Annotated in this window: 16 protein-coding genes, 1 tRNA gene and 1 pseudogene; 11 read left to right on the forward strand and 7 right to left on the reverse strand. The window is 70.4% G+C overall.

Translation table 11 applies throughout. The annotated features are described in order from the left end of the window. Positions 1-285: 285 nt before the first annotated feature. From AB0K60_RS23470 to AB0K60_RS23505, 8 genes are all read left to right on the forward strand, one after another. Complete coding sequence (locus AB0K60_RS23470) at positions 286-822, forward strand: MauE/DoxX family redox-associated membrane protein (protein ID WP_364058703.1); 537 nt, start codon at positions 286-288, stop codon at positions 820-822. Further along, complete coding sequence (locus AB0K60_RS23475; RefSeq protein ID WP_364058706.1) at positions 822-1,568, forward strand: thioredoxin domain-containing protein; 747 nt, start codon at positions 822-824, stop codon at positions 1,566-1,568. The genes AB0K60_RS23470 and AB0K60_RS23475 overlap by 1 nt, the downstream gene beginning before the upstream one ends. A gap of 187 nt (positions 1,569-1,755) precedes the next feature. Next, the gene (lgt, locus tag AB0K60_RS23480) at positions 1,756-2,874 is read left to right on the forward strand and encodes a prolipoprotein diacylglyceryl transferase (RefSeq protein ID WP_364058709.1); all 1,119 of its coding nucleotides are present in this window, start codon (positions 1,756-1,758) and stop codon (positions 2,872-2,874) included. Further along, positions 2,871-4,217 carry a hypothetical protein gene (locus AB0K60_RS23485; RefSeq protein WP_364058712.1) on the forward strand — a complete coding sequence of 449 codons (1,347 nt, stop codon included), beginning with the start codon at positions 2,871-2,873 and terminating at the stop codon, positions 4,215-4,217. The genes lgt and AB0K60_RS23485 overlap by 4 nt, the downstream gene beginning before the upstream one ends. A gap of 11 nt (positions 4,218-4,228) precedes the next feature. Next, complete coding sequence (locus AB0K60_RS23490; RefSeq protein ID WP_364058715.1) at positions 4,229-4,900, forward strand: hypothetical protein; 672 nt, start codon at positions 4,229-4,231, stop codon at positions 4,898-4,900. A 384-nt stretch (positions 4,901-5,284) separates the two neighbouring features. Continuing rightward, entirely contained in the window at positions 5,285-9,811 is a 4,527-nt protein-coding gene (gltB, locus tag AB0K60_RS23495; RefSeq protein ID WP_364058717.1) for a glutamate synthase large subunit, read from the forward strand. Positions 9,812-9,921: 110 nt separating this feature from the next. Next, on the forward strand, positions 9,922-11,406 hold the full coding sequence (locus AB0K60_RS23500; RefSeq protein ID WP_364058720.1) for a glutamate synthase subunit beta: 1,485 nt from the start codon (positions 9,922-9,924) through the stop codon (positions 11,404-11,406). Between the two features lie 241 nt (positions 11,407-11,647). Next, positions 11,648-13,513: a S8 family serine peptidase gene (locus AB0K60_RS23505; protein WP_364058723.1), complete on the forward strand. Its 1,866-nt coding sequence runs from the start codon at positions 11,648-11,650 to the stop codon at positions 13,511-13,513. A gap of 21 nt (positions 13,514-13,534) precedes the next feature. Here the strand turns inward: AB0K60_RS23505 and AB0K60_RS23510 are convergent, their stop codons facing one another. Further along, positions 13,535-14,401 carry a hypothetical protein gene (locus AB0K60_RS23510; protein ID WP_364058726.1) on the reverse strand — a complete coding sequence of 289 codons (867 nt, stop codon included), beginning with the start codon at positions 14,399-14,401 and terminating at the stop codon, positions 13,535-13,537. Between the two features lie 139 nt (positions 14,402-14,540). Here AB0K60_RS23510 and pyk point away from each other — a divergent pair, with 139 nt between their 5' ends. Continuing rightward, on the forward strand, positions 14,541-15,971 hold the full coding sequence (gene pyk, locus AB0K60_RS23515) for a pyruvate kinase (RefSeq protein WP_364058729.1): 1,431 nt from the start codon (positions 14,541-14,543) through the stop codon (positions 15,969-15,971). Positions 15,972-16,050: 79 nt separating this feature from the next. Here the strand turns inward: pyk and AB0K60_RS23520 are convergent. Next, positions 16,051-16,124, reverse strand: a tRNA-Leu gene (locus AB0K60_RS23520). Between the two features lie 96 nt (positions 16,125-16,220). Between AB0K60_RS23520 and AB0K60_RS23525 the strand changes: the two genes are divergently transcribed. Further along, entirely contained in the window at positions 16,221-16,829 is a 609-nt protein-coding gene (locus AB0K60_RS23525; RefSeq protein ID WP_364058732.1) for a response regulator, read from the forward strand. Between the two features lie 195 nt (positions 16,830-17,024). Next, the gene (locus AB0K60_RS23530) at positions 17,025-18,320 is read left to right on the forward strand and encodes an ABC transporter substrate-binding protein (protein WP_364058735.1); all 1,296 of its coding nucleotides are present in this window, start codon (positions 17,025-17,027) and stop codon (positions 18,318-18,320) included. A gap of 253 nt (positions 18,321-18,573) precedes the next feature. Here AB0K60_RS23530 and AB0K60_RS23535 read toward each other — a convergent pair whose 3' ends face one another. The 5 genes and pseudogenes from AB0K60_RS23535 to AB0K60_RS23555 all read right to left on the reverse strand — a co-directional run bounded on the left by AB0K60_RS23535 (position 18,574) and on the right by AB0K60_RS23555 (position 23,376). After that, on the reverse strand, positions 18,574-19,101 hold the full coding sequence (locus tag AB0K60_RS23535) for a hypothetical protein (RefSeq protein ID WP_364058738.1): 528 nt from the start codon (positions 19,099-19,101) through the stop codon (positions 18,574-18,576). Between the two features lie 108 nt (positions 19,102-19,209). After that, positions 19,210-19,983 carry an ABC transporter ATP-binding protein gene (locus AB0K60_RS23540; RefSeq protein ID WP_364059140.1) on the reverse strand — a complete coding sequence of 258 codons (774 nt, stop codon included), beginning with the start codon at positions 19,981-19,983 and terminating at the stop codon, positions 19,210-19,212. A 239-nt stretch (positions 19,984-20,222) separates the two neighbouring features. After that, positions 20,223-21,089: pseudogene (locus AB0K60_RS23545) on the reverse strand (ABC transporter ATP-binding protein); the annotation flags it as partial. After that, positions 21,079-22,041: a branched-chain amino acid ABC transporter permease gene (locus AB0K60_RS23550; RefSeq protein WP_364058741.1), complete on the reverse strand. Its 963-nt coding sequence runs from the start codon at positions 22,039-22,041 to the stop codon at positions 21,079-21,081. The gene AB0K60_RS23550 and the pseudogene AB0K60_RS23545, both read right to left, overlap by 11 nt. 42 nt (positions 22,042-22,083) lie before the next feature. Next, positions 22,084-23,376: a branched-chain amino acid ABC transporter permease gene (locus tag AB0K60_RS23555; protein ID WP_364058744.1), complete on the reverse strand. Its 1,293-nt coding sequence runs from the start codon at positions 23,374-23,376 to the stop codon at positions 22,084-22,086. Between the last annotated feature and the right edge of the window lie 270 nt (positions 23,377-23,646).

Here is a 23,646-nt window from a genome sequence, read left to right on the forward strand (position 1 = left end):
CGCCGATGGTGGCTTCGCGGTGAGACATCCGTGTCGCGCCCGGTCGGGGGCGTCGGCGTCGCCCGACCCCGCGCGGCGCATGCTCGCGACGGCGTGAAACGCGGAGCCCGAAGGCTTACCGATTGTTTACGGTGGCTGTGCTGTAGTGGGTTCGGGGCTCTGCGGCCTTCGACGCCGTCGTCGATGACGCCGCCGGCGGGGATGCTTAGAGGAGACGATCGAACCGTGACAACGGAAGGTTCAGCCCCGGTTCCATTGCCCATGGTCCGGATCGCGTTACCCTGGGTGACGACGGTCGCCCGGTTGGTCGTGGCCGGTGTCCTCATCGTGGCCGGCTGGCTGAAGATGGGCGCCCCGGCCATCTCGATCAAGGCGGTCGAGGCGTACGAGCTCCTGCCGACGGCCGTCGCGGAGATCGTCGGCTATGTCCTGCCGATCCTGGAGATCGTCATCGGGCTGCTGCTGGTCGTCGGGCTGCTCACGCGGCTGGCGGCGATCGTCGCGGGCCTGCTGATGCTCGCCTTCGTCATCGGCATCGCCTCGGCCTGGGCCCGCGGGCTGAACATCGACTGCGGGTGCTTCGGCGGCGGCGGGGCCCTGGCGCCGGGTCAGCAGGCCAACTACCTGCCCGAGATCCTGCGTGACCTGGGCATCCTCGCTCTGGCGGCGTGGGTCGCGGTCAAGCCCCCCGGCCGGCTCGCGCTTGACTCCGCGCTCGGCCTCGCGCCGGGGGCGGAGGACCAAAGGCCCTATCGCGCCGACATCGAGCGGGACGACGATCTCGATGCCGACGAGGAACCGAACCGAGAAAAGGACGATTGATGGGCAACGCCGCCCGAAAGGCCACCCGGGAGAAGGCCCGTCTCCAGCGTGAGCTGGAGCGGAAGCGGGAGCAGCGCCGCCGCCAGGTCACGATCACGCTCTCCGTGATCGGGGTGGTGGCGCTGATCGTGGCCCTTGTCGCGATATGGCAGTCCACGCGTAACAAGTCCGAGGCGTACGCGGGGTCGCTGGCACCGATCAGTCGGCAGGCCGACGGCGACGTGGTGATGGCCAAGGCCGGTGTGAACTCCCCCGTCCTCGACATCTACGAGGACTTCCAGTGTCCCTACTGCAAGGTGTTCGAGGAGAGCAGCGGCGACACGATCAAGCGGCTGGCCGCCGAGGGCAAGGTGAAGGTGGTCTACCACCCCATCACGCTGTTCAGCCAGGAGCCGCTGAAGGGCAACTCGCTGCGCGCCGCGACCGCGCTGCGCTGCGTGCAGGGCGGTGAGCCCTGGATTAGGCTGCACGACAGGTTCTTCGCCGAGCAGCCCGACGAGGGCACCGTCGGCTTCGCCGTCGGCGACATCGTCACCTGGGGCAAGGAGGCCGGGGTGACCGACGCCGGGTTCGAGAACTGCGTGCGCGGCCAGCAGGGCGCGTCCGCGCAGCTCGCCTACTCGTCCGAGACGATCAAGGCCGACAAGATCGACGGCACGCCGAGCGTGCGGCTCAACGGCAAGGACCTGGGCGACGCCGCGTATGTCGCGGGGTCGCTGGAATCCGCCGTCCTCTCCGCGAAGTAGGACCCGCGAGCCTTCGGCGACGGGACGGCTCGAAAAGGAACGAAAGAAAAAAGACGAAAAGGGAAGCGTGCGGCCGAGACGCCGACGGGCGTCCCGGCCTCATGCCGTGCCCCCGAAATGCTCACGATCGAATCGGAGGACGCGAGGTTGGGAGCGCGCGTGACGGGAGTACGGTAACGTCCCTGGCATGCCGCTTGCGTCGATTCCCAGCCCGTCACAGGGGGTCTGGTACCTGGGTCCGATTCCGCTGCGGGCCTATGCGTTCTGCATCATCCTCGGCGTCGTCGCCGCCGTCATCATCGGCGAGCGCCGCTGGCGTGCGCGGGGCGGCGCGCCCGGCACGGTGACCGATCTGGCCGTCTGGGCCGTGCCCTTCGGCCTGGTCGGAGGCCGGCTCTACCACGTCATCACCGACTGGCAGCTGTACTTCGGGCCCGACGCGGTCAACGAGCCGATCGAGGCCCTGTTCATCTGGAACGGCGGCCTCGGCATCTGGGGCGCGATCGCGCTCGGCGCGGTCGGCGTGTGGATCGGCTGCCGCAGACGGGGCATCTCGCTGTCGGCGATGGCCGACACCCTGGCGCCCGGCATCGTCATCGCGCAGGCCATCGGCCGCTGGGGCAACTACTTCAACCAGGAGCTGTTCGGCGGGCCGACGGACCTGCCGTGGGGCCTGGAGATCGACCCGGGCAGGCCGGGCACCGTGCCCGGTGAGCTGACCTACCACCCGACGTTCCTGTACGAGTCGCTGTGGGACCTCGCGCTGGGGCTCGTGCTGATCTGGGTGGGCAGGCGTTTCGTCCTGCGCCACGGCCGGCTGTTCGCGCTGTACGTCGCCGGCTACACCCTCGGGCGCTTCTGGATCGAGGGCATGCGCGTCGATCCCGCGCACGAGATCCTGGGCCTGCGGCTCAACCAGTGGACCTCCATCGTCATCTTCATCGGTGCCGTCGTGTACTTCTACGCGACCCGCAACAAGACCACCGAGGAGTCGCTCGGCGTCGATGTCGCCCCCGCCGACGCGGCCGACCCGTCCGACCCCGCCGACCCGTCAGACGCGGCCGACCCGGCCGACGAGGACGAGACGCGGGCGGAGCCCGGCGACGAGGTCGAGACCACCGCGGCCGCGCGCGCGGACGACGATCCCGACCCCGCGCATCTCCGTGGCGAGGCGGACCAGGAAGAGCTTGACAGAGATCGGACCGGCGAAGACCAAACCGACGAAGACAAGGCCGGCCGGGATGAGACCTCCGGCGAGGGCAAGGCGGCCGAGCCCGTGCCCGACCGGGGGGCCGGCCAGCGATGACGTCAGGCGGGCGCGGGGGGCGCGCCAGGCCACGCCGCCGCAGGCGGGACGCCACGGGCGAGCGGTCGGCGGTCCGGCCGCCCTCGGCCGAGCGGCCGGCGCGGCGAGCCCCCGCCGAACAGCCACCCGTCAACCACCCGTCCCCGGACCAGCCTCCGCGTCGCCGGTACGCCGACGATCAGGCGGGGTACCGCCCGCCCGCGGATTCCGACCCTCCGGGCGGGCTGTTCGCGGCCCGGCCGACGACCGGCCATCCTGCCGCGAACCCGCCCGCGCAGGCGATGCCGCCCGGCGGGCGGCCGTTCGCGCAGTATCCGCCCGGGGATCAGGCGCCGCCCGCGGGGCCGTTCCCCGACCGCCCGGTGCGGCCCGCGCCGGGGACGCCGTCCCGGGGCCGGGTCACGGCCGGACGCTGGTTCACCGAACAGGCGGACGGCGAGCCGCCTCCCGTTGAGCCGCACTCCGTTGAGCCACCTTTCGTCGAGTCGCCGCCCGCGTCGGCGGCGGCGGGCGCGAGCGGGAAACGCAAGGCGGACAAGCGCTCCAAGCGGCGCAGGTCCTCGTGGTCCCTGGGCGCGCTCGCCGACTGGGGTCTGGACGAGCGGCAGCAGCGCGTTCTGCTCGGCATCGCCGGCGGCGCCGCCGTACTGGCCATGGCGATCGTGCTCACCGTGCTGGTCGCGCGGGTCGCGGAGCTGTCGGAGCCGCCCCCGGCCGCCGCGGGAGGCGCCCTGCGGATCGACCTGGCCCGGCCCGACGACTACCAGGGGTGGCGATCGCTGCCGCAGTTCGCGCCGATCGCCGACCGCGAGAGCGACCCGGCGCCGCTCACCGCCGAGGAGATCTTCCGCGTGAAGACGTTGAAGAGCGGGAAGATCACGTTGCGGCTCGTGCAGCGGCAGGCCGACAAGGACTGCTCGGTCGCGTTGTGGGGCGACGAACTGCTCGCCAAACTCGCCGAGACCGGCTGCACGCAGGCGGTGCGCGGGCTCTACCGCAGCGCCGACGGCCGGTACGTCGCCCAGTACACCCTGTTCAACATGTCCGGGGTCGCCGCGGCGGACGGCTTCGTCCAGGCGCTGACCACGCTGCACCGGGATGGCTGGGTCCGCCCGCTTGATGACCCCTCGGCGGTCTTCCCCGCCGACGGCTACACCGAGGCGAGCGGGCACGCGATGGGGCACCTGGCCGCGTTGGTCTGGGTCGGGCGCGCCGACGGGGCCGAGCCGACGGCCAGGGACGACTTCGTCGCCTTGGCGCTCGCCGTACGGGGGGCGGAGAAGGCGGTGTTCGCGCGGGTGGTGGCGGCGGGCGGCGAGGCCGCGACGCCGCAGCCCCGGTAAGGTCGGGGGTCATGCTGGGCCGTATCTGGGACGGCACGTGGGGACGTGCCGCGGTGGTCGTGGCCGTGATCGTCGTCCTCGCCGTGGGCGCGGGCGGGGCGGCCTGGGTGTGGCTGGACGGCGAGGAGCCGGCGGCCCCGCGCACCTACCGGGGGGAGCGGTCCACCGCGATCTACGCCCCCATCGCCACCCGGGAGCGCGACCCGCGCCCGCTCACGCGGGAGGAGGTGCTCGGCCCGGCGACCGCCACGGTGAAGGCGGGCGGCGTGGCCATGGTGCGCCGGTCGGCGAGCCTGACCGGGGACTGCGCGAGCGTCGTGTCGGGCGAGGCGGCCGAGGCGCTCGCCGGATGCACCCAGGTCCTGCGCGCGGTGTACGCGAGCCGGGACGGGGACGTCTCCGGGCAGTTCCTGGTGTTCAACATGGCCGACGCGACGGCCGCGGACGCCCTGGTCGCCGCAGTGGATCCGGCGGCGGGGCGGGGATTCGCCCGGCTCGCCCCCGATCAGCCCGCCTCGTTCGACGCCGCCAGAAGCTGGGCGCAGGCCCGCGCCCTCGGCCATTTCGTGACGCTGAGCTGGGTGGGGCCGGTCGGCGACGAGCGGCCCGACCTGACGGGCCCGCAGCTCGCCCTCGACGGCCTCGGACGCGCCCTCCAGCAGCGCGTCGTCGATGCCGAGTGACCGATATCAGCTTTTTTCGAGTGAGATTTCCCTCGGTTTTCGTGATCGTTAACCCCCGTTCGTGACTCCGCCGGGGGCCGCGCATGACGACCCCTTGACCCTCCGGGACCAGCGTCTACCCTCTGTTGACCCTCCTGGCGCACCCGCGACCGATGCGAGGCGTGAATCAGGATGTCCTGGGGAATAGGGTTGCGTACCGGACCGTTCGGAACGGAGGATATGCTCCGATCGACCGGCTGGACACGGACGGTGAATGTTCGCGATCCAGACCTGGGGGGGACCTTTCCGACATGGTGAGGTACTCTCTCTACACCTAACTGCAGCAGGGCCAACGTCGTCCCTCTTGCCTGTAAACCATGCAGACGAGACGACAGGAGGGAATTCATGCCTGCTGCCCACCTCGGCTTTCCGCAGCCCCAGGGCCTATATGATCCCGCGCACGAACACGACGCCTGCGGCGTGGCCATGGTGGCCGACGTCGCCGGCCGCCGCAGTCACGACATCGTCGCCAAGGCCCTGACGGCGCTGTGCAACCTCGACCATCGAGGAGCCAAGGGCAGCGAACCGGACACAGGAGACGGCGCCGGCATTCTCACTCAGGTACCCGACGCGCTGTTCCGGCAGGTGGTGGGCTTCCCGCTGCCGCAGGCGGGCGCGTACGCCGCGGGCATCGCCTTCCTGCCGACGGACCCGTCGGCGCGCGAGGTCGCGGTGCGCGGGATCGAGGAGATCGCCGCCGAGGAGGGCCTCACCGTTCTCGGCTGGCGGGACATGCCGTACGGCGCCGACATCCCGGGCCCGAGCGCCCGCGCGATGATGCCCTTCCTCCGGCAGCTCTTCGTCGCCTCGCCGGGCGGCGAGACCGGCGTCGCGCTCGACCGCCTCGTCTTCTGCCTGCGCAAGCGCGCCGAGCACGAGGCCAACGTCTACTTCGCCTCGCTGTCGAGCCGGACCATCGTCTACAAGGGGATGCTGACGACGCCGCAGCTGGAGCGGTTCTTCCCCGACCTGTCGGACGAGCGCTACGACACCGCCATCGCCCTGGTCCACTCGCGCTTTTCCACCAACACCTTCCCGTCGTGGCCGCTGGCGCACCCGTACCGGTACATCGCGCACAACGGCGAGATCAACACCGTCCGCGGCAACCGGAACTGGATGCGCGCCCGCGAGGCGATGCTCGCCACCGGCCTCATCCCCGGCGACCTGCGGCGGCTGTTCCCGATCTGCGACCCCGACGCCTCCGACACCGCCTCCTTCGACGAGGTCCTGGAGCTGCTGCACCTGGGCGGCCGGTCGCTGCCGCACGCCGTGCTGATGATGATCCCCGAGGCGTGGGAGAACCACACCGAGATGGATCCGGCGCGACGCGCCTTCTACGAGTTCCACTCCACGCTGATGGAGGCCTGGGACGGCCCGGCGTCGATCACCTTCAGCGACGGCACGCTCGTCGGCGCGGTGCTCGACCGCAACGGCCTGCGCCCGGGACGGTTCTGGGTGACCGACGACGGGCTGGTCGTGCTCGCCTCCGAGGCCGGCGTGCTCGACATCGCGCCGGAGAAGGTGATCCGCAAGGGCCGGCTGCAGCCGGGCCGCATGTTCCTGGTGGACACCGCCCAGGGCAAGATCATCGAGGATGACGAGATCAAGGCCGAGCTGGCGGCGGCGGAGCCGTACGGGGAGTGGCTGCACGCCGGACTGGTCCGGTTCGAGGAGCTGCCCGAGCGCAGCCGCGAGATCGTCACCGGCGAGACGCTGGTGAAGCGGCAGCAGACCTTCGGCTACACCGAGGAGGAGCTGCGCGTCATCCTCGCGCCGATGGCCCGCACCGGCGCCGAGCCGATCGGCTCGATGGGCACCGACACGCCGGTCGCCGTGCTGTCGGAGAGGCCGAGGCTGCTGTTCGACTACTTCAGCCAGCTGTTCGCGCAGGTCACCAACCCGCCCCTGGACGCGATCCGGGAGGAGCTGGTCACCTCGCTGCAGACCACGATCGGCCCCGAGGGCAACCTGCTCGCCCCCGGCCCGGCCTCGTGCCGCCGCCTCGTGCTGCCGTACCCGGTGATCGACAACGACGAGCTCGCCAAGATCGTCCACATCAACGACGAGGGCGCGCTGCCCGGCTTCCAGCCGTACGTGGTCTCCGGCCTCTACCCGGCCGCGGGCGGCGGCGAGGCGCTGCTGCACCGCCTGGAGGAGATCTGCCTGGAGGTGTCGCGGGCGATCGAGAACGGCGCGCGCATCATCGTGTTGTCCGACCGCGGCTCCGACGCCGTGCACGCGCCGATCCCGTCGCTGCTGCTCACCGGCGCGGTGCACCACCACCTGATCCGGGAGAAGTCCCGCACCCGGGTCGGCCTGGTGATCGAGACCGGCGAGGCCCGCGAGTGCCACCACATGGCCCTGCTCATCGGGTACGGCGCCAGCGCCATCAACCCCTACCTCGCCATCGAGACCGTGCTGGACATGGCCCGTGACGGGCGCGCCGGAGGCCGGCTCGACGTCGATCCGGCCAAGGCCGTGCGCAACCTCATCAAGGCGTACGGCAAGGGCGTTTTGAAGATCATGTCGAAGATGGGCGTCTCCACGGTCGCCTCGTACACCGGGGCGCAGATCTTCGAGGCGCTCGGCCTCGGCAAGGAGGTCATCGACGCCTGCTTCACCGGCACCACCTCCCGCCTGGGCGGCGTCGGCTTCGCCGAGCTGGCCGAGGAGGTCGCCCGGCGGCACCGCCGCGCCTACCCGCGGGCGGAGAACGCGCACCGGCGGCTGGAGGTCGGCGGGGAGTACCAGTGGCGGCGCGAGGGCGAGCCGCACCTGTTCAACCCCGAGACCGTGTTCAAGCTGCAGCACGCCACCCGCACCCGCCGGTACGAGATCTTCAAGGAGTACACGGGCCTGGTCGACTCGCGGGCCGAGCGGCTGATGACGCTGCGCGGGCTGTTCAAGCTGCGCGAGGGCGTGCGCCCGCCGGTGCCGATCGAGGAGGTCGAGCCGGTCGAGAGCATCGTCAAGCGGTTCTCCACGGGCGCGATGTCCTACGGGTCGATCTCGATGGAGGCGCACGAGACCCTCGCCATCGCCATGAACCGGCTGGGCGCCAAGTCCAACACCGGCGAGGGCGGCGAGGACCCCGAGCGCCTGTACGACCCGAACCGGCGCAGCGCGATCAAGCAGGTGGCCTCCGGCCGCTTCGGCGTCACCTCCGAGTACCTGGTGAACGCCGACGACCTGCAGATCAAGATGGCCCAGGGCGCCAAGCCCGGCGAGGGCGGCCAGCTCCCCGGCCACAAGGTCTACCCGTGGATCGCCAAGACCCGGCACTCCACCCCGGGCGTCGGCCTCATCTCGCCGCCGCCGCACCACGACATCTACTCGATCGAGGACCTCGCCCAGCTCATCCACGACCTGAAGAACTCCAACCCCAAGGCCCGGGTGCACGTCAAGCTCGTGGCCGAGGTCGGGGTCGGCACGGTCGCGGCGGGCGTGTCCAAGGCCCACGCCGACGTGGTGCTGATCTCCGGTCACGACGGCGGCACCGGCGCCTCCCCGCTGACCTCGATCAAGCACGCGGGCGCGCCGTGGGAGCTCGGCCTCGCCGAGACCCAGCAGACGCTGCTGCTCAACGGCCTGCGCGACCGCATCGTGGTGCAGGTGGACGGCCAGCTCAAGACCGGCCGCGACGTGGTGATCGCCGCGCTGCTCGGCGCGGAGGAGTTCGGCTTCGCCACCGCCCCGCTGGTCGTGTCCGGCTGCGTGATGATGCGCGTGTGCCACCTGGACACCTGCCCGGTCGGCGTGGCCACGCAGAACCCCGAGCTGCGCAAGCGCTTCACCGGCAAGCCGGAGTTCGTGGTCAACTTCTTCGAGTTCATCGCCGAGGAGGTGCGCGAGTACCTGGCGGCGCTGGGCTTCCGCAGCCTGGACGAGGCGATCGGCCACGCCGAGATGCTCGACACGCAGGCGGCGCTCGACCATTGGAAGGCCGCCGGGCTCGACCTGTCGCCGATCCTGCACCAGCCCGAGCTGCCCGAGGGCACGCCGCTGCGCAGGGTCGCCGAACAGGACCACGGCCTGGACAAGGCGCTGGACAACACGCTCATTCAGCTCGCCGAGGGGGCGCTGGAGTACGGCGACCGCGTCACGCTCGAACTGCCCATCCGCAACGTCAACCGCACGGTCGGCACCATGCTCGGCCACGAGGTGACCAGGCGGTACGGCGGCGCCGGGCTGCCCGACGACACCATCGACGTCAGCTTCACCGGCTCGGCGGGCAACTCCTTCGGGGCGTTCGTGCCCAAGGGGATCACGCTGCGGCTGACCGGCGACGCCAACGACTACCTCGGCAAGGGCCTGTCCGGCGGGCGGATCGTCGTCCGCCCGCACGCCGACGCGCCGTTCGCGCCGGAGACCCAGGTGATCTCGGGCAACGTCGGCCTGTACGGCGCGACCTCGGGCGAGGTGTTCATCCGGGGCCTGGTGGGCGAGCGGTTCTGCGTGCGCAACTCGGGCGCGACCGCGGTCGTCGAGGGCGTGGGCGACCACGGCTGCGAGTACATGACCGGCGGCCGGGCCGTGGTGCTCGGGCCCACCGGCCGCAACTTCGCGGCCGGCATGTCGGGCGGCATCGCGTACGTGCTGGATCTGAAGCCCGAGCGGGTCAACCGGGAGATGGTCGCCCTGGAGGAGCCGGACGAGCAGGACTCGGAGTTCCTCCGCGAGATCGTCGAGCGGCACCTGACCGAGACCGGCTCCACCGTCGCCAAGGCGCTGCTCGCCGACTGGGAGCTCGCGCTGCCGAGGTTCAGCAAGATCATGCCGCTGGACTTCAAGCGGGTCCTCGCCGCGCGGGCCGCCGCGGAGGCCGAAGGGCGCGACGTCGATGAGGCGATCATGGCCGCCTCGCACGGGTAGCCGCGGCCGTTTCTCCGCCGCCGTACCCGCCCCGGGCGAGCGCTCGCGACCATCCGCCGAGCGCTCGCCGGGTCCCGCCCGCCACAGGCTTGATCGGAAGTAGGAAACAGATGGCTGACCCGAAGGGCTTTCTCACCCACGCGCGTGAGCTGCCGGCCCGCCGCCCGGTCGACGTGCGCATCCAGGACTGGCGCGAGGTGTACGAGGACTTCCCCCGCCCGGCCCTGACCCGGCAGGCGGCGCGCTGCATGGACTGCGGCATCCCGTTCTGCCACAACGGCTGCCCGCTGGGGAACCTGATCCCCGAGTGGAACGACCTGGTCTACCGCGACGACTGGCGGGACGCGATCGAGCGGCTGCACGCCACCAACAACTTCCCGGAGTTCACCGGGCGGCTGTGCCCGGCGCCGTGCGAGTCCGCGTGCGTGCTCGGCATCAACTCCGACCCGGTGACGATCAAGCGGGTCGAGGTCGAGATCATCGACCGCGCCTTCGCCGAGGGCTGGGTCACGCCGCGGCCGCCGGCGGTGAAGACCGGCAAGAAGGTCGCGGTCGTCGGGTCGGGCCCGGCCGGGCTCGCCGCCGCCCAGCAGCTCACCCGCGCCGGCCACGACGTGGTGGTGTTCGAGCGCGCCGACCGCGTCGGGGGGCTGCTGCGCTACGGCATCCCCGAGTTCAAGATGGAGAAGCGGCACGTGGACCGGCGCATCGCCCAGATGCGCGCGGAGGGCACCGAGTTCCGCACCAACGTCAACGTCGGCGTGGACATCACGGCGGCCGAGCTGCGCGAGCGCTTCGACGCGATCGTGCTCGCGGGCGGGGCCACCGCCTGGCGTGACCTGCGGGTGCCCGGACGCGAGCTCAAGGGCGTCTACCAGGCGATGGAGTACCTGCCGCCGGCGAACAAGGTGCAGGAGGGCGACTTCCCGGTCTCGCCGGTCTCGGCCGAGGGCAAGCACGTGGTCGTGATCGGCGGCGGCGACACCGGCGCGGACTGCATCGGCACCGCGATCCGCCAGGGGGCCCTCTCGGTCACCCAGCTGGAGATCATGCCGCGGCCGCCCGCCACCCGGCCCGCCGGCCAGCCGTGGCCGACGTACCCGATGCTGTTCAAGATGGAGAGCGCCCACGAGGAACTGGCCGACAATGGCGGCGCGCGGGTGTACGCGGTGAACACCCTGGAGTTCGTCGACGACGGCAAGGGCAACGTCGCCGCGCTGCGGGTGGTGGACGTCGAAGGCCCGGCGACGGGCTTCCGGCCGATCCCGGGGACCGAGCGGGAGATCCCGGCCGGGCTGGTCACGCTCGCGATGGGCTTCCTCGGGCCGGAGAAGGGGGCCCTGCTCACCGACCTCGCCGAGATGTCGGGGAATCCGGAGGGCTTCTACGACGCGCGCGGGAACGTCGTGCGCGACAAGTCGTACATGTCGTCGGTGGACGGCGTCTTCGTCGCGGGCGACATGGGACGCGGGCAGTCGCTGATCGTGTGGGCGATCGCCGAAGGGCGCTCCGCCGCGGCGGGGGTCGACGCCTATCTGAGCGGCGCCACCGTGCTGCCCAGGCCGATCCCGCCGACGGCCCGCCCGCTGACCTGAGCCCCGGCGGCGGCATCCGGCCATCATCCTGCCGCGTCAACGCGGATACATCGTTCGGTCACGCGGTCTCCCCTTGGGGGGCCGCGTGATCGCGTTTCAGCATGATCTTGTGTCGTAGGGGGACATCACCGTCACTGCCCAGATATGTCGTGCTTACTTGGATAAGTTGGCGAATATCTGGGACTGCGGGGAGGATTCCGATACCGGGCCGCTGTGCCGGCCGGGTTAGGGAGGGTGGTCGATGCGGGGGCGGAGGCGGGGGAGCAGGAGCCTGACGGCGGCTCTGGCGGTGACCGCGGCGGCCGGGGTGATCGGAGCCGGCACCTTGCTGGTGAACGCGACCAGCGGCCAGGACGCCGCGCCGCGCGCGCCGGGCGAAGCGGGACGCCCCACGGCGACGGCGAGCGGCCCCGCCGGCGGCACGACGACGGGCGCGGGGACGACGGGCGGCAAGAGCGGGACGGCGCCCGGCGACGACTACCTGGTCTTCTACGCGACCGGAAAGAAGGACGAGGCGGTCAAGGCCGTCGAGGCCGCGGGCGGCGTGCCCGGCACCGACAACGCCGCGCTCGGCTACCTCGTCGTACGGCAGGCCCCCAAGGGCTTCCCGGAGAAGGCCGGGGAGAACCCGGCGGTCGTCGGCGTCACCGCCAACAGCCGCATCGGCGCCACCGCCGGCGCGGCCAGGCGCGCCCGCTCCCTGCCGGGCGGAGGGCCCCGCTACGCCCCCCTCCTGGACCCCCTCCCGGACTCCCGGCCGATGACGCCGACGACGTGGCGGGCGGCGAAGAGCGGCCCGGTGCGGCTGCCCGGCGTCGCCTCCCCGCGGCGGGTCGAGCCCGAGCCGCTCGCCGCCAAGCAGTGGGACATGAAGATGATCGGCGCGACCGCCTCCCGCTCGTACGCCGCCGCCCCGGGCGACAAGAAGGTCCTGGTCGGCATCATCGACACCGGAATCGACGGGAAGCACCCCGACATCGCCCCGAACTTCGACCGCGAGCTCAGCCGCAACTTCGTCGTCGACATCCCCAAGGACCCCAACGGGGAGACGATCGACGGCCCCTGCGAGGTGGAAAGCTGCAGGGATCCCGTCGACGTCGACGACGACGGCCACGGCACCCACGTCGCCGGCACCGTCGCCTCGCCGATCAACGGGTTCGGCATCGCCGGGGTGGCCCCGGGGGTGACCCTCGTCAACCTGCGCGCGGGCCAGGACTCGGGCTTCTTCTTCCTCAAGCCGAGCATGGACGCGCTCACCTACGCCGGCGACAACGGCATCGACGTGGTCAACATGAGCTTCTACATCGACCCGTGGCTGTTCAACTGCGCGTCGAGCCCCGGGGACTCCCGCGCCGAGCAACTCGAACAGGCCGGCATCCTCACCGGCATGCAGCGCGCCCTCGACTACGCCCGCGAGCGCGGCGTCACGCTGATCTCCGCGATGGGCAACGGCGGCACCGACCTGGGCAGGATCGTCAGCGATGACACCAGCCCCGACTTCCCCAAGAACGCCGAACGGCAGCGCAAGGTGACCAACGCCTGCCTCAGCATGCCCACCGAGGCGCGGGGCGTGATCTCCGTCTCGGCCGTCGGGCCGAGCGAGCGCAAGGCGTTCTACTCCGACTACGGCATCGAGCAGACCGACGTCTCGGCCCCCGGCGGAGACTCCTCCGACGCATCGAGCAACCTCTCCCCGGCCGCCCGCGGGGTCCTCGCCCCCGCCCCGGAGCGGGTGCTGCGGCAGGCCGGGAAGATCAACGCGGACGGCACCCCCGGCGACGACTCCGTGGTGCGGGAGTGCCGGGACGGCGAGTGCGCCTACTTCCAATACCTGGAGGGCACCTCCATGGCCGCCCCGCACGCCACCGGCGTCGCGGCGATCCTGATCAGCCGCTTCGGCGAGGAGGGCAAGGAGGGCCTCACCATGGACCCGGCGAAGGTGGAGGAACTGCTGTACGACACGGCCACCGAGCTGCCCTGCCCGACCCCGCGCGCCGTACGGTTCCCGGACAACACGGTCCAGGTGTGCGAGGGCGGCCGGGCGAGGAACGGCTTCTACGGCCGCGGCCTGGTCGACGCCGCCAAAGCCGCCGCCGTCTCCCGATGACCGTCTCCCGATGACCGGCGTTCAGGAGCCGGGCAGGCCGCACGCCTTGCGCGCGTAGTTCGTGAACGTCAACTGCATCTCCCGGGACGGCGAGGCGATCAGCAGGAGCGGCTCGCCGCCGCCCGCCGAGGCGCGGATCGGGAACAGGTAGGCCTTCTTCGCCTCCGCGAAGGCGTGCGGGTCGCAGCGGGACGGGTAGAGCATGACCGGCAGGTCCAGGCGCGACCGCCCGGCGGGCAGCACGACGACGGGCCGGGTGCGGCCGGACATCGCCCGCAGCGTGAAGTGGGTGGTGTTCCCGAGATCGGCGATCTCGATCTCCTCCGAGCCGACGCCGCGGACGATGTGCAGCGTGCCGACCATGGCGTCCATGCCCTCCACGCCCTTCACCCGCGTGGGCCGCCAGGAGTCGCCGAAGGTGATGTTGACCTTCCGCCGCAGCAGGTGGGCGCCGCACTCCTCGTTCACCAGGCGGGTCAGCAGCGGGTCGGGGTGCGGCAGGTCGAACCGGATGCGGCGTTCCGGGCCGTCGCCCACGCGGGCGTCGGCGAGCACGGCGGCGGGCCGTACCGAAGGGATCCGGTCGTCCGGGCAGACCGCCTCGCCGTACGGGATGCGCAGGTCGGTGCGCGGGGTGCGGCCGAGCACGGTGTCCACCGGGTACGGCGGCAGCGTCGCGAAGGACCCGGTGACGAGCTGGACCCGGGAGAACCTGATCGGCGTGTCGGTGGCGTTGCTGACCGCCACCTCCAGCCGGTGGTCGGCCTCGTCCGAACGCCACTGCGCCAGGCTCACCGACACTCCGGGAGGCGGGGCGGTCTGCGCCGGCTCCCGCGCCTCCGGCCCGCCACAGCCGGGCACGGCGGCGGCTAGAATGAGTGTCACCACGAAAGCCCTGATAAGCCGCATAGTGCGCAGGCTAGATCGCCGTGGGGGAGCGCCGGAAGAGGCGTTACTTCATCGACATTTCGTGGTCCGGTTGGGCGTCCGCGTCTCGCCATTGGTCTGGACCAATTAGGCTTGACCCGTGACTCGTCGCGCGAAAATCGTCTGTACACTCGGCCCCGCAACCTCCTCGCCGGAGCGGCTCAGCGAGCTCATCGCCGCCGGGATGGACGTGGCCCGGTTCAATCTCAGCCACGGCAGCCACGAGCTGCACAAGGAGGTATACGACCGGGTCAGGGCCGCGGCCGCCGAGCAGGGTCGCGGCGTCGGCGTCCTCGCCGACCTGCAGGGCCCGAAGATCCGCGTGGGCCGCTTCGCCGAAGGACCGGTGCGCCTCGGCTTCGGTGACGTGTTCACGATCACCACCGAGGACGTTCCCGGCGACCGCGACCAGGTGTCCACGACGTACGAGGGGCTGTCCGGCGACGTCCGGGCGGGCGACACGATCCTGGTCGACGACGGCCGCTTGGTGCTGGAGGTCATCGAGTCCGACGGCACCCGGGTGCGCACCCGCGTCGTCGTTGGCGGCATGATCTCCGACAACAAGGGCCTCAACCTGCCCGGCGTCGCGGTCAGCGCCCCCGCCCTCACCGAGAAGGACGAGGCCGACCTGCGCTGGGCGCTGCGCACCGGCTTCGACATGATCGCCCTGTCGTTCGTGCGCAGCCCCGAGGACGCCGACCTCGTGCGCGCCATCATGGACGAGGAGGCGGTACGGCTCCCGCTCCTCGCCAAGATCGAGAAGCCGCAGGCGGTCGAGCGGCTGGAGGAGATCGTCGACGCCTTCGACGGCATCATGGTCGCCCGCGGCGACCTCGGCGTCGAGCTCCCGCTGGAGCAGGTGCCGATCGTCCAGCGGCGCGCCATCGAGCTGTGCCGGGAGAAGGCCCACCCGGTCATCGTCGCCACCCAGATGCTGGACTCGATGATGAGCGCCCCCCGGCCCACCCGTGCCGAGGCCTCCGACGTCGCCTACGCGGTCATGGACGGTGCCGACGCGGTCATGCTCTCCGGCGAGACCTCGGTCGGCAGCCATCCGATCGAGGCGGTCTCGACCATGGCCCGCATCGCCGCCGCGGCCGAGGAGAACTCGCTGCAGGCCACCCACACCTTCGAGCGCCTCCCGGAGACCACCGGCGGCGCGATCGCCCGCGCCGCCGCCGAGGTCGGCGCGATCGTCGGCGCCAAGGCCCTGGTGGCGTTCACCATGTCCGGCGAGACCGCCCGCCGCCTGGCCCGCTACCGCTCGCCGATCCCGCTGCTCGCCTTCACCTCCGCCCCGGAGGTGCGCGGCCAGCTCGCGCTGACCTGGGGCGTGGAGACCTTCCAGGTCCCCTTCGTGCACCACACCGACGACATGGTCCGCCAGGTCGAGTCGGCGCTGCTCTCCCTTGGCCGCTGCGAGAAGGGCGACAAGGTCGTCATCGTCGCCGGCTCGCCCCCCGGCAACCCCGGATCGACCAACGCCCTGCGCGTGCACGTCATCGGCTCGGCCGTCTCGTCCGCCCGCTGACGTACCCAAGACGAGGGCCCCAGACGAGGGCCCCTAGACGAGAAAACCCGTCCGGTGCAGGCCGGACGGGTCTTTCGTGTGCCCCGGGTGGGACTCGAACCCACACTTTACGGGTTTTGAATCCGCATCCTCTGCCAATTGGGATACCGGGGCCGAACCCAAGATCGGTAGACGACTCTAGCAGGTCAGCGCATCCACCGGCATCCCGGGCGTGTACCCAATCTACCGGACATCGGTACGCTCTTGCTCGTGAGTTCTCAACGGCGAGTAGTGATCGCGGAAGACGAGGCGCTGATCCGCCTCGATTTGAAGGAGATGCTGGAGGAGGACGGATACGCCGTCGTCGGAGAGGCCGGTGACGGGGAGAGCGCGGTCAAGCTGGCGGGCGAGTTGCGCCCCGACCTGGTGATCCTCGACGTGAAGATGCCGATTCTCGACGGCATCTCGGCCGCCGAGCGGATCGTGTCCGAGCGGATCGCCCCCTGCCTGATCCTCACCGCCTTCTCCCAGCGCGACCTGGTGGAGCGGGCGAGGGACGCGGGCGCGATGGCGTACCTGGTCAAACCGTTCACCAAGTCCGACCTGGTGCCGGCGATCGAGATGGCGATCAGCCGCCATGAGGAGATCACGGCGCTGGAGAAGGAGGTGACCACGCTCACCGAGCGGCTGGAGACCCGCAAGCTGGTCGAGCGGGCCAAGGGGCTGCTCATGACCCAGCACGGCTGGACCGAGCCGCAGGCGTTCCGCTGGATCCAGAAGGCGTCGATGGATCGGCGGATGAGCATGAGGCAGGTGGCACAGATCGTGGTCAGTGAGGCGACGGGGGGCGACGGCCCGTCCGGCGAGACGCAGAAGTGATCGTGTGACGCTGAAGCCCGCAGGTCAGAGGCCGGTGGCAGGTAAGTTGAGGACTTATTACGACTCAGCATCCAACCGTCCACAGTTCTGATGCGCGTCTGGTCGCAGGACGGAACGTTCTATAGCTTTCGAGCATTCGATCGGGACGGGTCGGCAGCGCTGACATTTCCCGGGCCTGGATGAAGGAGATGCTTCATGATCCGCATTGCCCCCATCGGGCGGGTGCTGGCCGTCGCCGCGGCAGCCAGCCTCGCTCTGACGGCGTGTAGCGGTGGCGACGATACCGCCGCGCCGGCCACGACGTCGGCACCGGCGGCTTCCTCGGCGCCCGCCGCCGCGCAGGGCGACGGCACTCTCACCATTGGAACGCTGCTGCCGTCGACCGGCTCGCTGGCCTTCCTCGGCCCGCCGGAGTTCGCGGGCGTCAAGCTGGCGGTCAAGGAGATCAACGAGGCCGGCGGCGTACTCGGCAAGCAGGTCGTTGAGATCGACACCGACTCCGGTGACACCTCGACCAACATTGCCTCGCAGTCGGTTGACAAGTTGCTGCAGCAGAAGGCCGACGCGATCATCGGCGCCGCCTCATCCTCGGTGTCGCTGTCCGTGATCGACAAGATCACCGGTGCCGGTGTGGTCCAGTTCTCCCCGGCCAACACCTCCGACCAGTTCACCTCCTACGACGACAAGGGCCTGTACTTCCGTACGGCTCCGCCGGACGTCCTGCAGGGCCGCGTCCTCGGCGACCTCATCGTCGCCGACGGCAGCGACACCGTGGGCATCCTCGCCCTCCAGGACGCGTACGGCACCGGTCTGGCCGACAACACCCAGAAGGCGGTCGAGAGCGCCGGCGGCCAGGTCGTGGAGAAGGTCATCTACGACCCGAAGGCGGCCGAGTTCTCCGCCGACGTCGCCAAGATCAAGGCCGCGAACCCGAAGGCGATCGCCATCATCGGCTTCGACGAGACCAAGAAGATCGTTCCTGAGCTGGTCAAGCAGGGCCTGACCGCCGACAAGGTCAAGTGGTACTTCGTCGACGGCAACCTGGCCAACTACGGCACCGGCAACGACGGCTTCCCCAAGGGCACGCTGAACGGCGCCAAGGGCACCCTGCCGGGCGCGGCAGCTCCGGAGGATTTCCAGAAGAAGATGCGTGAGGTCGACCCGAACCTCAAGGACTTCAGCTACGGCCCCGAGTCCTACGACGCGGCCAACCTGATCGCCCTGGCCGCCGTCGCGGCGAAGAGCGATGCCGGCAAGGACATCGCGGCCAAGCTGCAGGAGGTCAGCAGCGGCGGCGAGAAGTGCAACGACTTCAAGTCCTGCAACGACCTGCTGTCGGCCGGCAAGGACATCGACTACGACGGCATCAGCGGTCCGGTCGAGTTCAACCAGGCCGGTGACCCCGCCGAGGCCACGATCGGCATCTACCAGTACGGCGACAACAACGAGTACAAGAACATCGACTACAGCAAGGGGAAGATCGCCGGGTGATCTTCACGATCGTCTGAGTCGATAATCGAACAGATAGGCAGGGGCCCCGATCCTCGGATCGGGGCCCCTGTCGCTGTACGGCCCGTCAGGTTGCTCAGGTCGGCCTCCACCCGTCGAGCCGAGCCCGGCCGTCGGCGGTGGAGGCGTCGCGGCCCCGGCCGAGCACGTGACCGTGGCGGATCGGGGCCCTCGCCCAGGCCCGCTCAACCCCCTGCGTGCGCTTAGCCCTGCGCCGCTCAACCCTGCGTGCGGCTCAACTCGGCTGCGTCGCGCAGGCCGTGGCGATGGCCTGGCTCGCCTTCCGGTAGTCGCGCATCAGCCCGGGACGGCGGTCGTCCTCGGTGGAGGCGCTGGACATCGTCTCGGAGATCTCGCCGACCTGCCGCGCCGCCTCGCGGGCCTGATCCGGCAGGCGCGAGCCGTACTCGGCGATGGTCCCGGCCACGTAGCCGAAGCGCCCGCGCACGGCGTCGTCGTACCGCTGCCGCTTCTCCTCGCCGCTCGGCAGCAGCAGCGGATCGAGGTAACCGATCGCGGAGATCACCCGTGCGCACGCGTTGTCGGTGATCTTGGCTCCGGTCACGTAGGTTCCGGCGGCGACCCCCGTGCTCCCAGTGGTCCCCGTGGTGTCGGTACGCGCCGACGGGCTGGGCGAACCGGCATGCCCGTCGGCGCGGGGGGAGGAGGACTGACACGCGGCCACGGGCGGAAGGACGACCACGGCGAGCAGGGCGCAGGCCAGGACTCGGCGAGCGCCCGGCCATTGGGTGATTTGCGACATAAAGCCAAGTTTGCCGCTAAAGGCCGTGCGGAGGCCACGGCGATGTGCGGGATGGCGTGAAACGACGACGCCCCGCCGGCTGAGGGCGGGGCGTCGTGACGGCTGTCGTCAGGCCTTGGCGAGGGTGCCGAGGTAGAGCTGGATCACCTTGGGGTCGTTGGCCAGTTCCCGGCCGGTGGCGGTGTAGGCGTTGCGGCCCTGGTCGAGCACGTAGCCGCGGTGGCAGATCTGCAGGCAGCGGCGCGCGTTCTGCTCCACCATGATCACCGTCACGCCGGCGCGGTTGATCTGCTGCGCCTGGATGAACACCAGGTCCTGCAGCTTGGGGGACAGGCCCGCGGAGGGCTCGTCGAGCAGCAGCACCGACGGCTCGGTCATCAGCGCCCTGCCCATGGCGACCATCTGCCGCTCGCCGCCGGACAGCGAGCCCGCCCGCTGCTTGCGCCGCTCGCCGAGCGCGGGGAAGATCTCGCAGACGAACTCGAAGCGCTCCTTGAACTTCTTGGGCACCTGGAAGGCGCCCATCTCCAGGTTCTCCTCGACCGTGAGGCTGGGGAAGACGTTGTTGGTCTGCGGGACGTACCCCACCCCCCGGGCCACCAGCGCGTGGGCCTTGAGGTTGGTGATGTCCTCGCCCTTGAGCCGCACGGTGCCGCTGCGGATGTTGACCAGCCCGAACATCGACTTCAGCAGCGTCGACTTGCCGGCGCCGTTGGGGCCGATGATGCCGATCAGCTCGCCTTCCTTCACGTACAGGTCGGCGCCGTTGAGGATGTTGACGCCCGGAAGGTACCCCGCGTACAGCTCGTCGCAGCGCAGCACGGCGTCCTTGGCGCCCTCCAGGTGCTCCGAGCGGTCGGTGACGGCGGCCGAGGAGGTCATCTCCTCCACGGGCGGCGCTTCGGGCTCAGGCGTCATGATGGGTTCCTCGCTCACTCGGCCCGCTCCTTCACGTTCTCTTTCGCAGGCTCTTCAGCAGGCTCGTCCGACGGATCCGGATCGCTCGTGCCGTCGGCCACGACGGGCTCCGGGCTTTCCTCGTGGGTGACGCCCAGTTCGGCCTCAAGTTCGGCCTCGGCCTCGTGCAGCTGCTCCTGCTCCTCCTCCACCGACAGCGGAGCGTCGTGGTGGGCGCCGAGGTAGGCGTCAATGACCCGCTGATCGGACATGATCGTCGAGGGCGGGCCCTCGGCGATGACCGCGCCCTGGGCCATGACGATGACCCAGTCGCTGATGTCGCGCACCATGTCCATGTCGTGCTCGACGAACAGCACGGTCATGCCCTGCTCGCGCAGGTCCTTGACGTGCCCGAGCAGCGACTGGGTGAGCGCCGGGTTCACGCCCGCCATCGGCTCGTCGAGCATGACCATCTCGGGGCCGACCATCAGGGCGCGGGCCATCTCCAGCAGCTTGCGCTGGCCGCCCGACAGAGACCCGGCGAAGTCCTCGCGCTTGGCGGCGAGCTTGAAGCGCTCGAGCAGTTCCTCGGCGCGTTCGGTGATCTCCTGCTCCTGCTGGCGCCACAGGCCCGGGAACAGCGAGGTGAAGAAGTTCTCCCCGCGCTGGCCCTGCGCGCCCAGGCGCATGTTCTCCAGGACCGTGAGCTTGGACAGCGCCTTGGTCAACTGGAAGGTGCGCACCATGCCCGCGCGGGCCACCCGGTGGGCCGGCACGCCGTTCATCGGCTTGCCGTTGAACGTCCAGGTGCCCGAGTCGGCGGTGTCGAACCCGGTGAGCTGGTTGAAGAACGTGGTCTTGCCGGCGCCGTTGGGCCCGATCAACGCGGTGATCGAGCCGCGCTGGATCTCCACGTGCTCGACGTTGACGGCGGTCAGGCCGCCGAACCGGCGGACGACGTTGTCAACGACGAGGATGGGGTCGGGCTTGGGGACCCCGGGCTCGTGCGGCAGCCCTTCGAAGGCGGCCAGTGCGGCGGCCTTGCGGGGAGTGAGCGTGGCGTCTCCGGCGGGCTTCTGGTCAGCGTGCATCGAGTGCGATCTCCCTCTTGTCCCCGAAGATACCCTGCGGCCGGAAGATGAGCAGCAGCATCAGGCCGAGACCGACGAGCATGAAGCGCACCGAGCCCACCTGGTTCACCGTCATGATCGAGGACGGGATCACGCCGGCGCCCACCATCTCGCTCAGCGTGTTGCCGATGAAGACCAGCAGGACCCAGAAGATGGCGGCGCCCACGATCGGGCTGAACACGCGGGCGGCGCCGCCCAGGATGACGATGGTGTAGGCGTAGAAGGTGAACTCGGTGCTGAACAGGTCCGGCTGCACCGAGGCCTGCCCGAGGGCGAAGATGAACCCGCCCAGGGAGCCGATCACGCCGCCGAGCACCAGGGCCTGCATCTTGTAGGAGAAGACGTTCTTGCCGAGGCTGCGCACGGCGTCCTCGTCCTCGCGGATCGCCTTCAGCACCCGGCCCCAGGGGCTCTTCATCAGCATGTAGACCAGCAGGCAGGAGAGTATGACCAGGATCCAACCGATGGTGAGCACCCACAGCACCCGCTCGTTGAAGCCGAACGGGCCGATGCCGTACTCGCCGGGCGCGTAGGGGTTCATGGCGAAGAAGCCGTCGGCGAAGCCCTGGCGGCCGTCGGAGCCGCCGAACACACTGGAGAACTGCACCGAGCGGAAGATCAGCCGGACGATCTCGGCGGCGGCGATGGTGACGATCGCCAGGTAGTCCGCGCGCAGGCGCAGCGTGGGGATTCCCAGCACGAAGGCCAGGGCGACCGCTGCCACCAGGCCGATGATGATGCCCAGCCAGAACGGCAGCTTGAAGGTGGCGACGGTGACGGCCATGCCGTACGCGGCGACGCCGAGGAACGCCGCCTGGCCGAAGTTCAGCAGTCCGGCGTACCCGAACTGGATGTTGACGCCGATGGCGGCGAGAGCGTAGACCACGGTCTCCAGGCCGATGGCGGCCTCCACCGTGGTCACGATAATGGATAGCCAGTCCACGGAGGTCTCCGATCAGCCGATGCGCTCGCGTCGGCCGAGGATGCCCTGCGGCCGGAAGAGCATGACGAGGATGAGCACCAGCAGGGCGCCGACGGTCTTCAGCTCCGTGGCCACCCAGAGCGTCGAGAGCTGGATGAACAGCCCCACCACCAGGGAACCGACCAGGGCGCCGAACGCGGTGCCGAGACCGCCGAGCGTGACTCCGGCGAAGACGAGCAACAGGATGTTCAGGCCCATCTGGTAGTTCAGGTTCTGCGACAGGCCGAGCATGATGCCCGCGAGGGCGGCGACCGCGCCGCCGGCCGTCCAGATGATGCGGATGACCCGGTCCACGTTGATGCCGGAGGACGCGGCCAGCGCCGGGTTGTCGGCCACCGCCCGCGCGGCCTTGCCGGTGCGGGTCCTGAGCAGGGCCAATCCGACGATCACCAGCACCAGGATCTCGATGCCCATGGCCACGAGGTTCTTCGGGGTGGCCGAGATAGGGCCGATCTGCATGCCCGGCTGGGCGTTGTAGTCGGCGTAGGGAGCGCTCTCACCGCCGAAGAGGAACAGGAACAGGTAGCGCAGGAACAACGCCATGCCGATCGAGATGATCATCATGGCGATGAGGCTGCTGCCGCGTCGGCGGAGCACTCCCCAGAAGAACCTGTCCTGTGCGTACCCCAGCGCGCCACCGATGATCACCGCGATGATGGCGGCGGGGATGAGCTGGATCCCGATGGTCACGTTGAAGAAGTAGGCGATCAGCGCGCCGAGGGTGAGCAACTCGCCGTGGGCGAAGTTGGTGAGCCCGGTGGTGCCGAAGATCAGTGACAGGCCCATGGCGGCCAGCGCGATGATGAGGCCGAGGTTGAGCCCCTCGAACGCCAGTTGTGCCGCGCGTTCCCAGACGGAGGGCTCCGACGCGGTCGGCGTGCCCGCCTCGCCTCCCTGGCCCTTGGGGACGAGGGCGAACAACGCGGTGCGCCGCTGCCCTTCGGCCACTTGGAGCGTCAGGGTCGTCCGTTCCTTGAACCGCAGTTCGACGGTGGGGGGAAGCGTACTCTGGTCGATGGTGACCTTGTACGTGCCCGGTCCGGGGAGCGGAACCTCCCAGGTGCCGTCGGCGGCGGTGGTGGCGTCCCCGACGGGTTTACCGTCCTCCGTCGCCACACTGATTTTCACACCGTTCACTGGCTGGCCTTGGTATTGGAGTGTGCCCCTCAGGCCCTCGTCCTCGGCCCACGCCGCAGGGGCGCCGGCCGCGAGCAGGAAGATGAGTCCACCCAGGAAGGCCGTGAACGCGATCACGGCTCTGCGCAATGGTGCTCCCTCTTTAGGTCATGGTGGGGTTATGCCCCCTGACACGCCACCTCGCACGAAGCATGCGATGACGTGGCGGAGCATAATCCGGTCCCGCATGAATACGAACCTCTCGTCACCGATCGGTGACCAGGGTGTTTCTCCGGTGTGAGCAAAAAAATATCGCAGGTCAGAGCGCAGGTCATCGCACCACGATGTGGAACCGCGAGCCGTCGCGGAGGGCCCGGCGCCCGGGCTCCGGGGGCACACCGAGACGGTCACGCGGGGAGC

The sequence above is a fragment of the Thermopolyspora sp. NPDC052614 genome (assembly GCF_040678635.1).
In the GTDB taxonomy this organism is placed as follows: Bacteria; Actinomycetota; Actinomycetes; order Streptosporangiales; family Streptosporangiaceae; genus Thermopolyspora.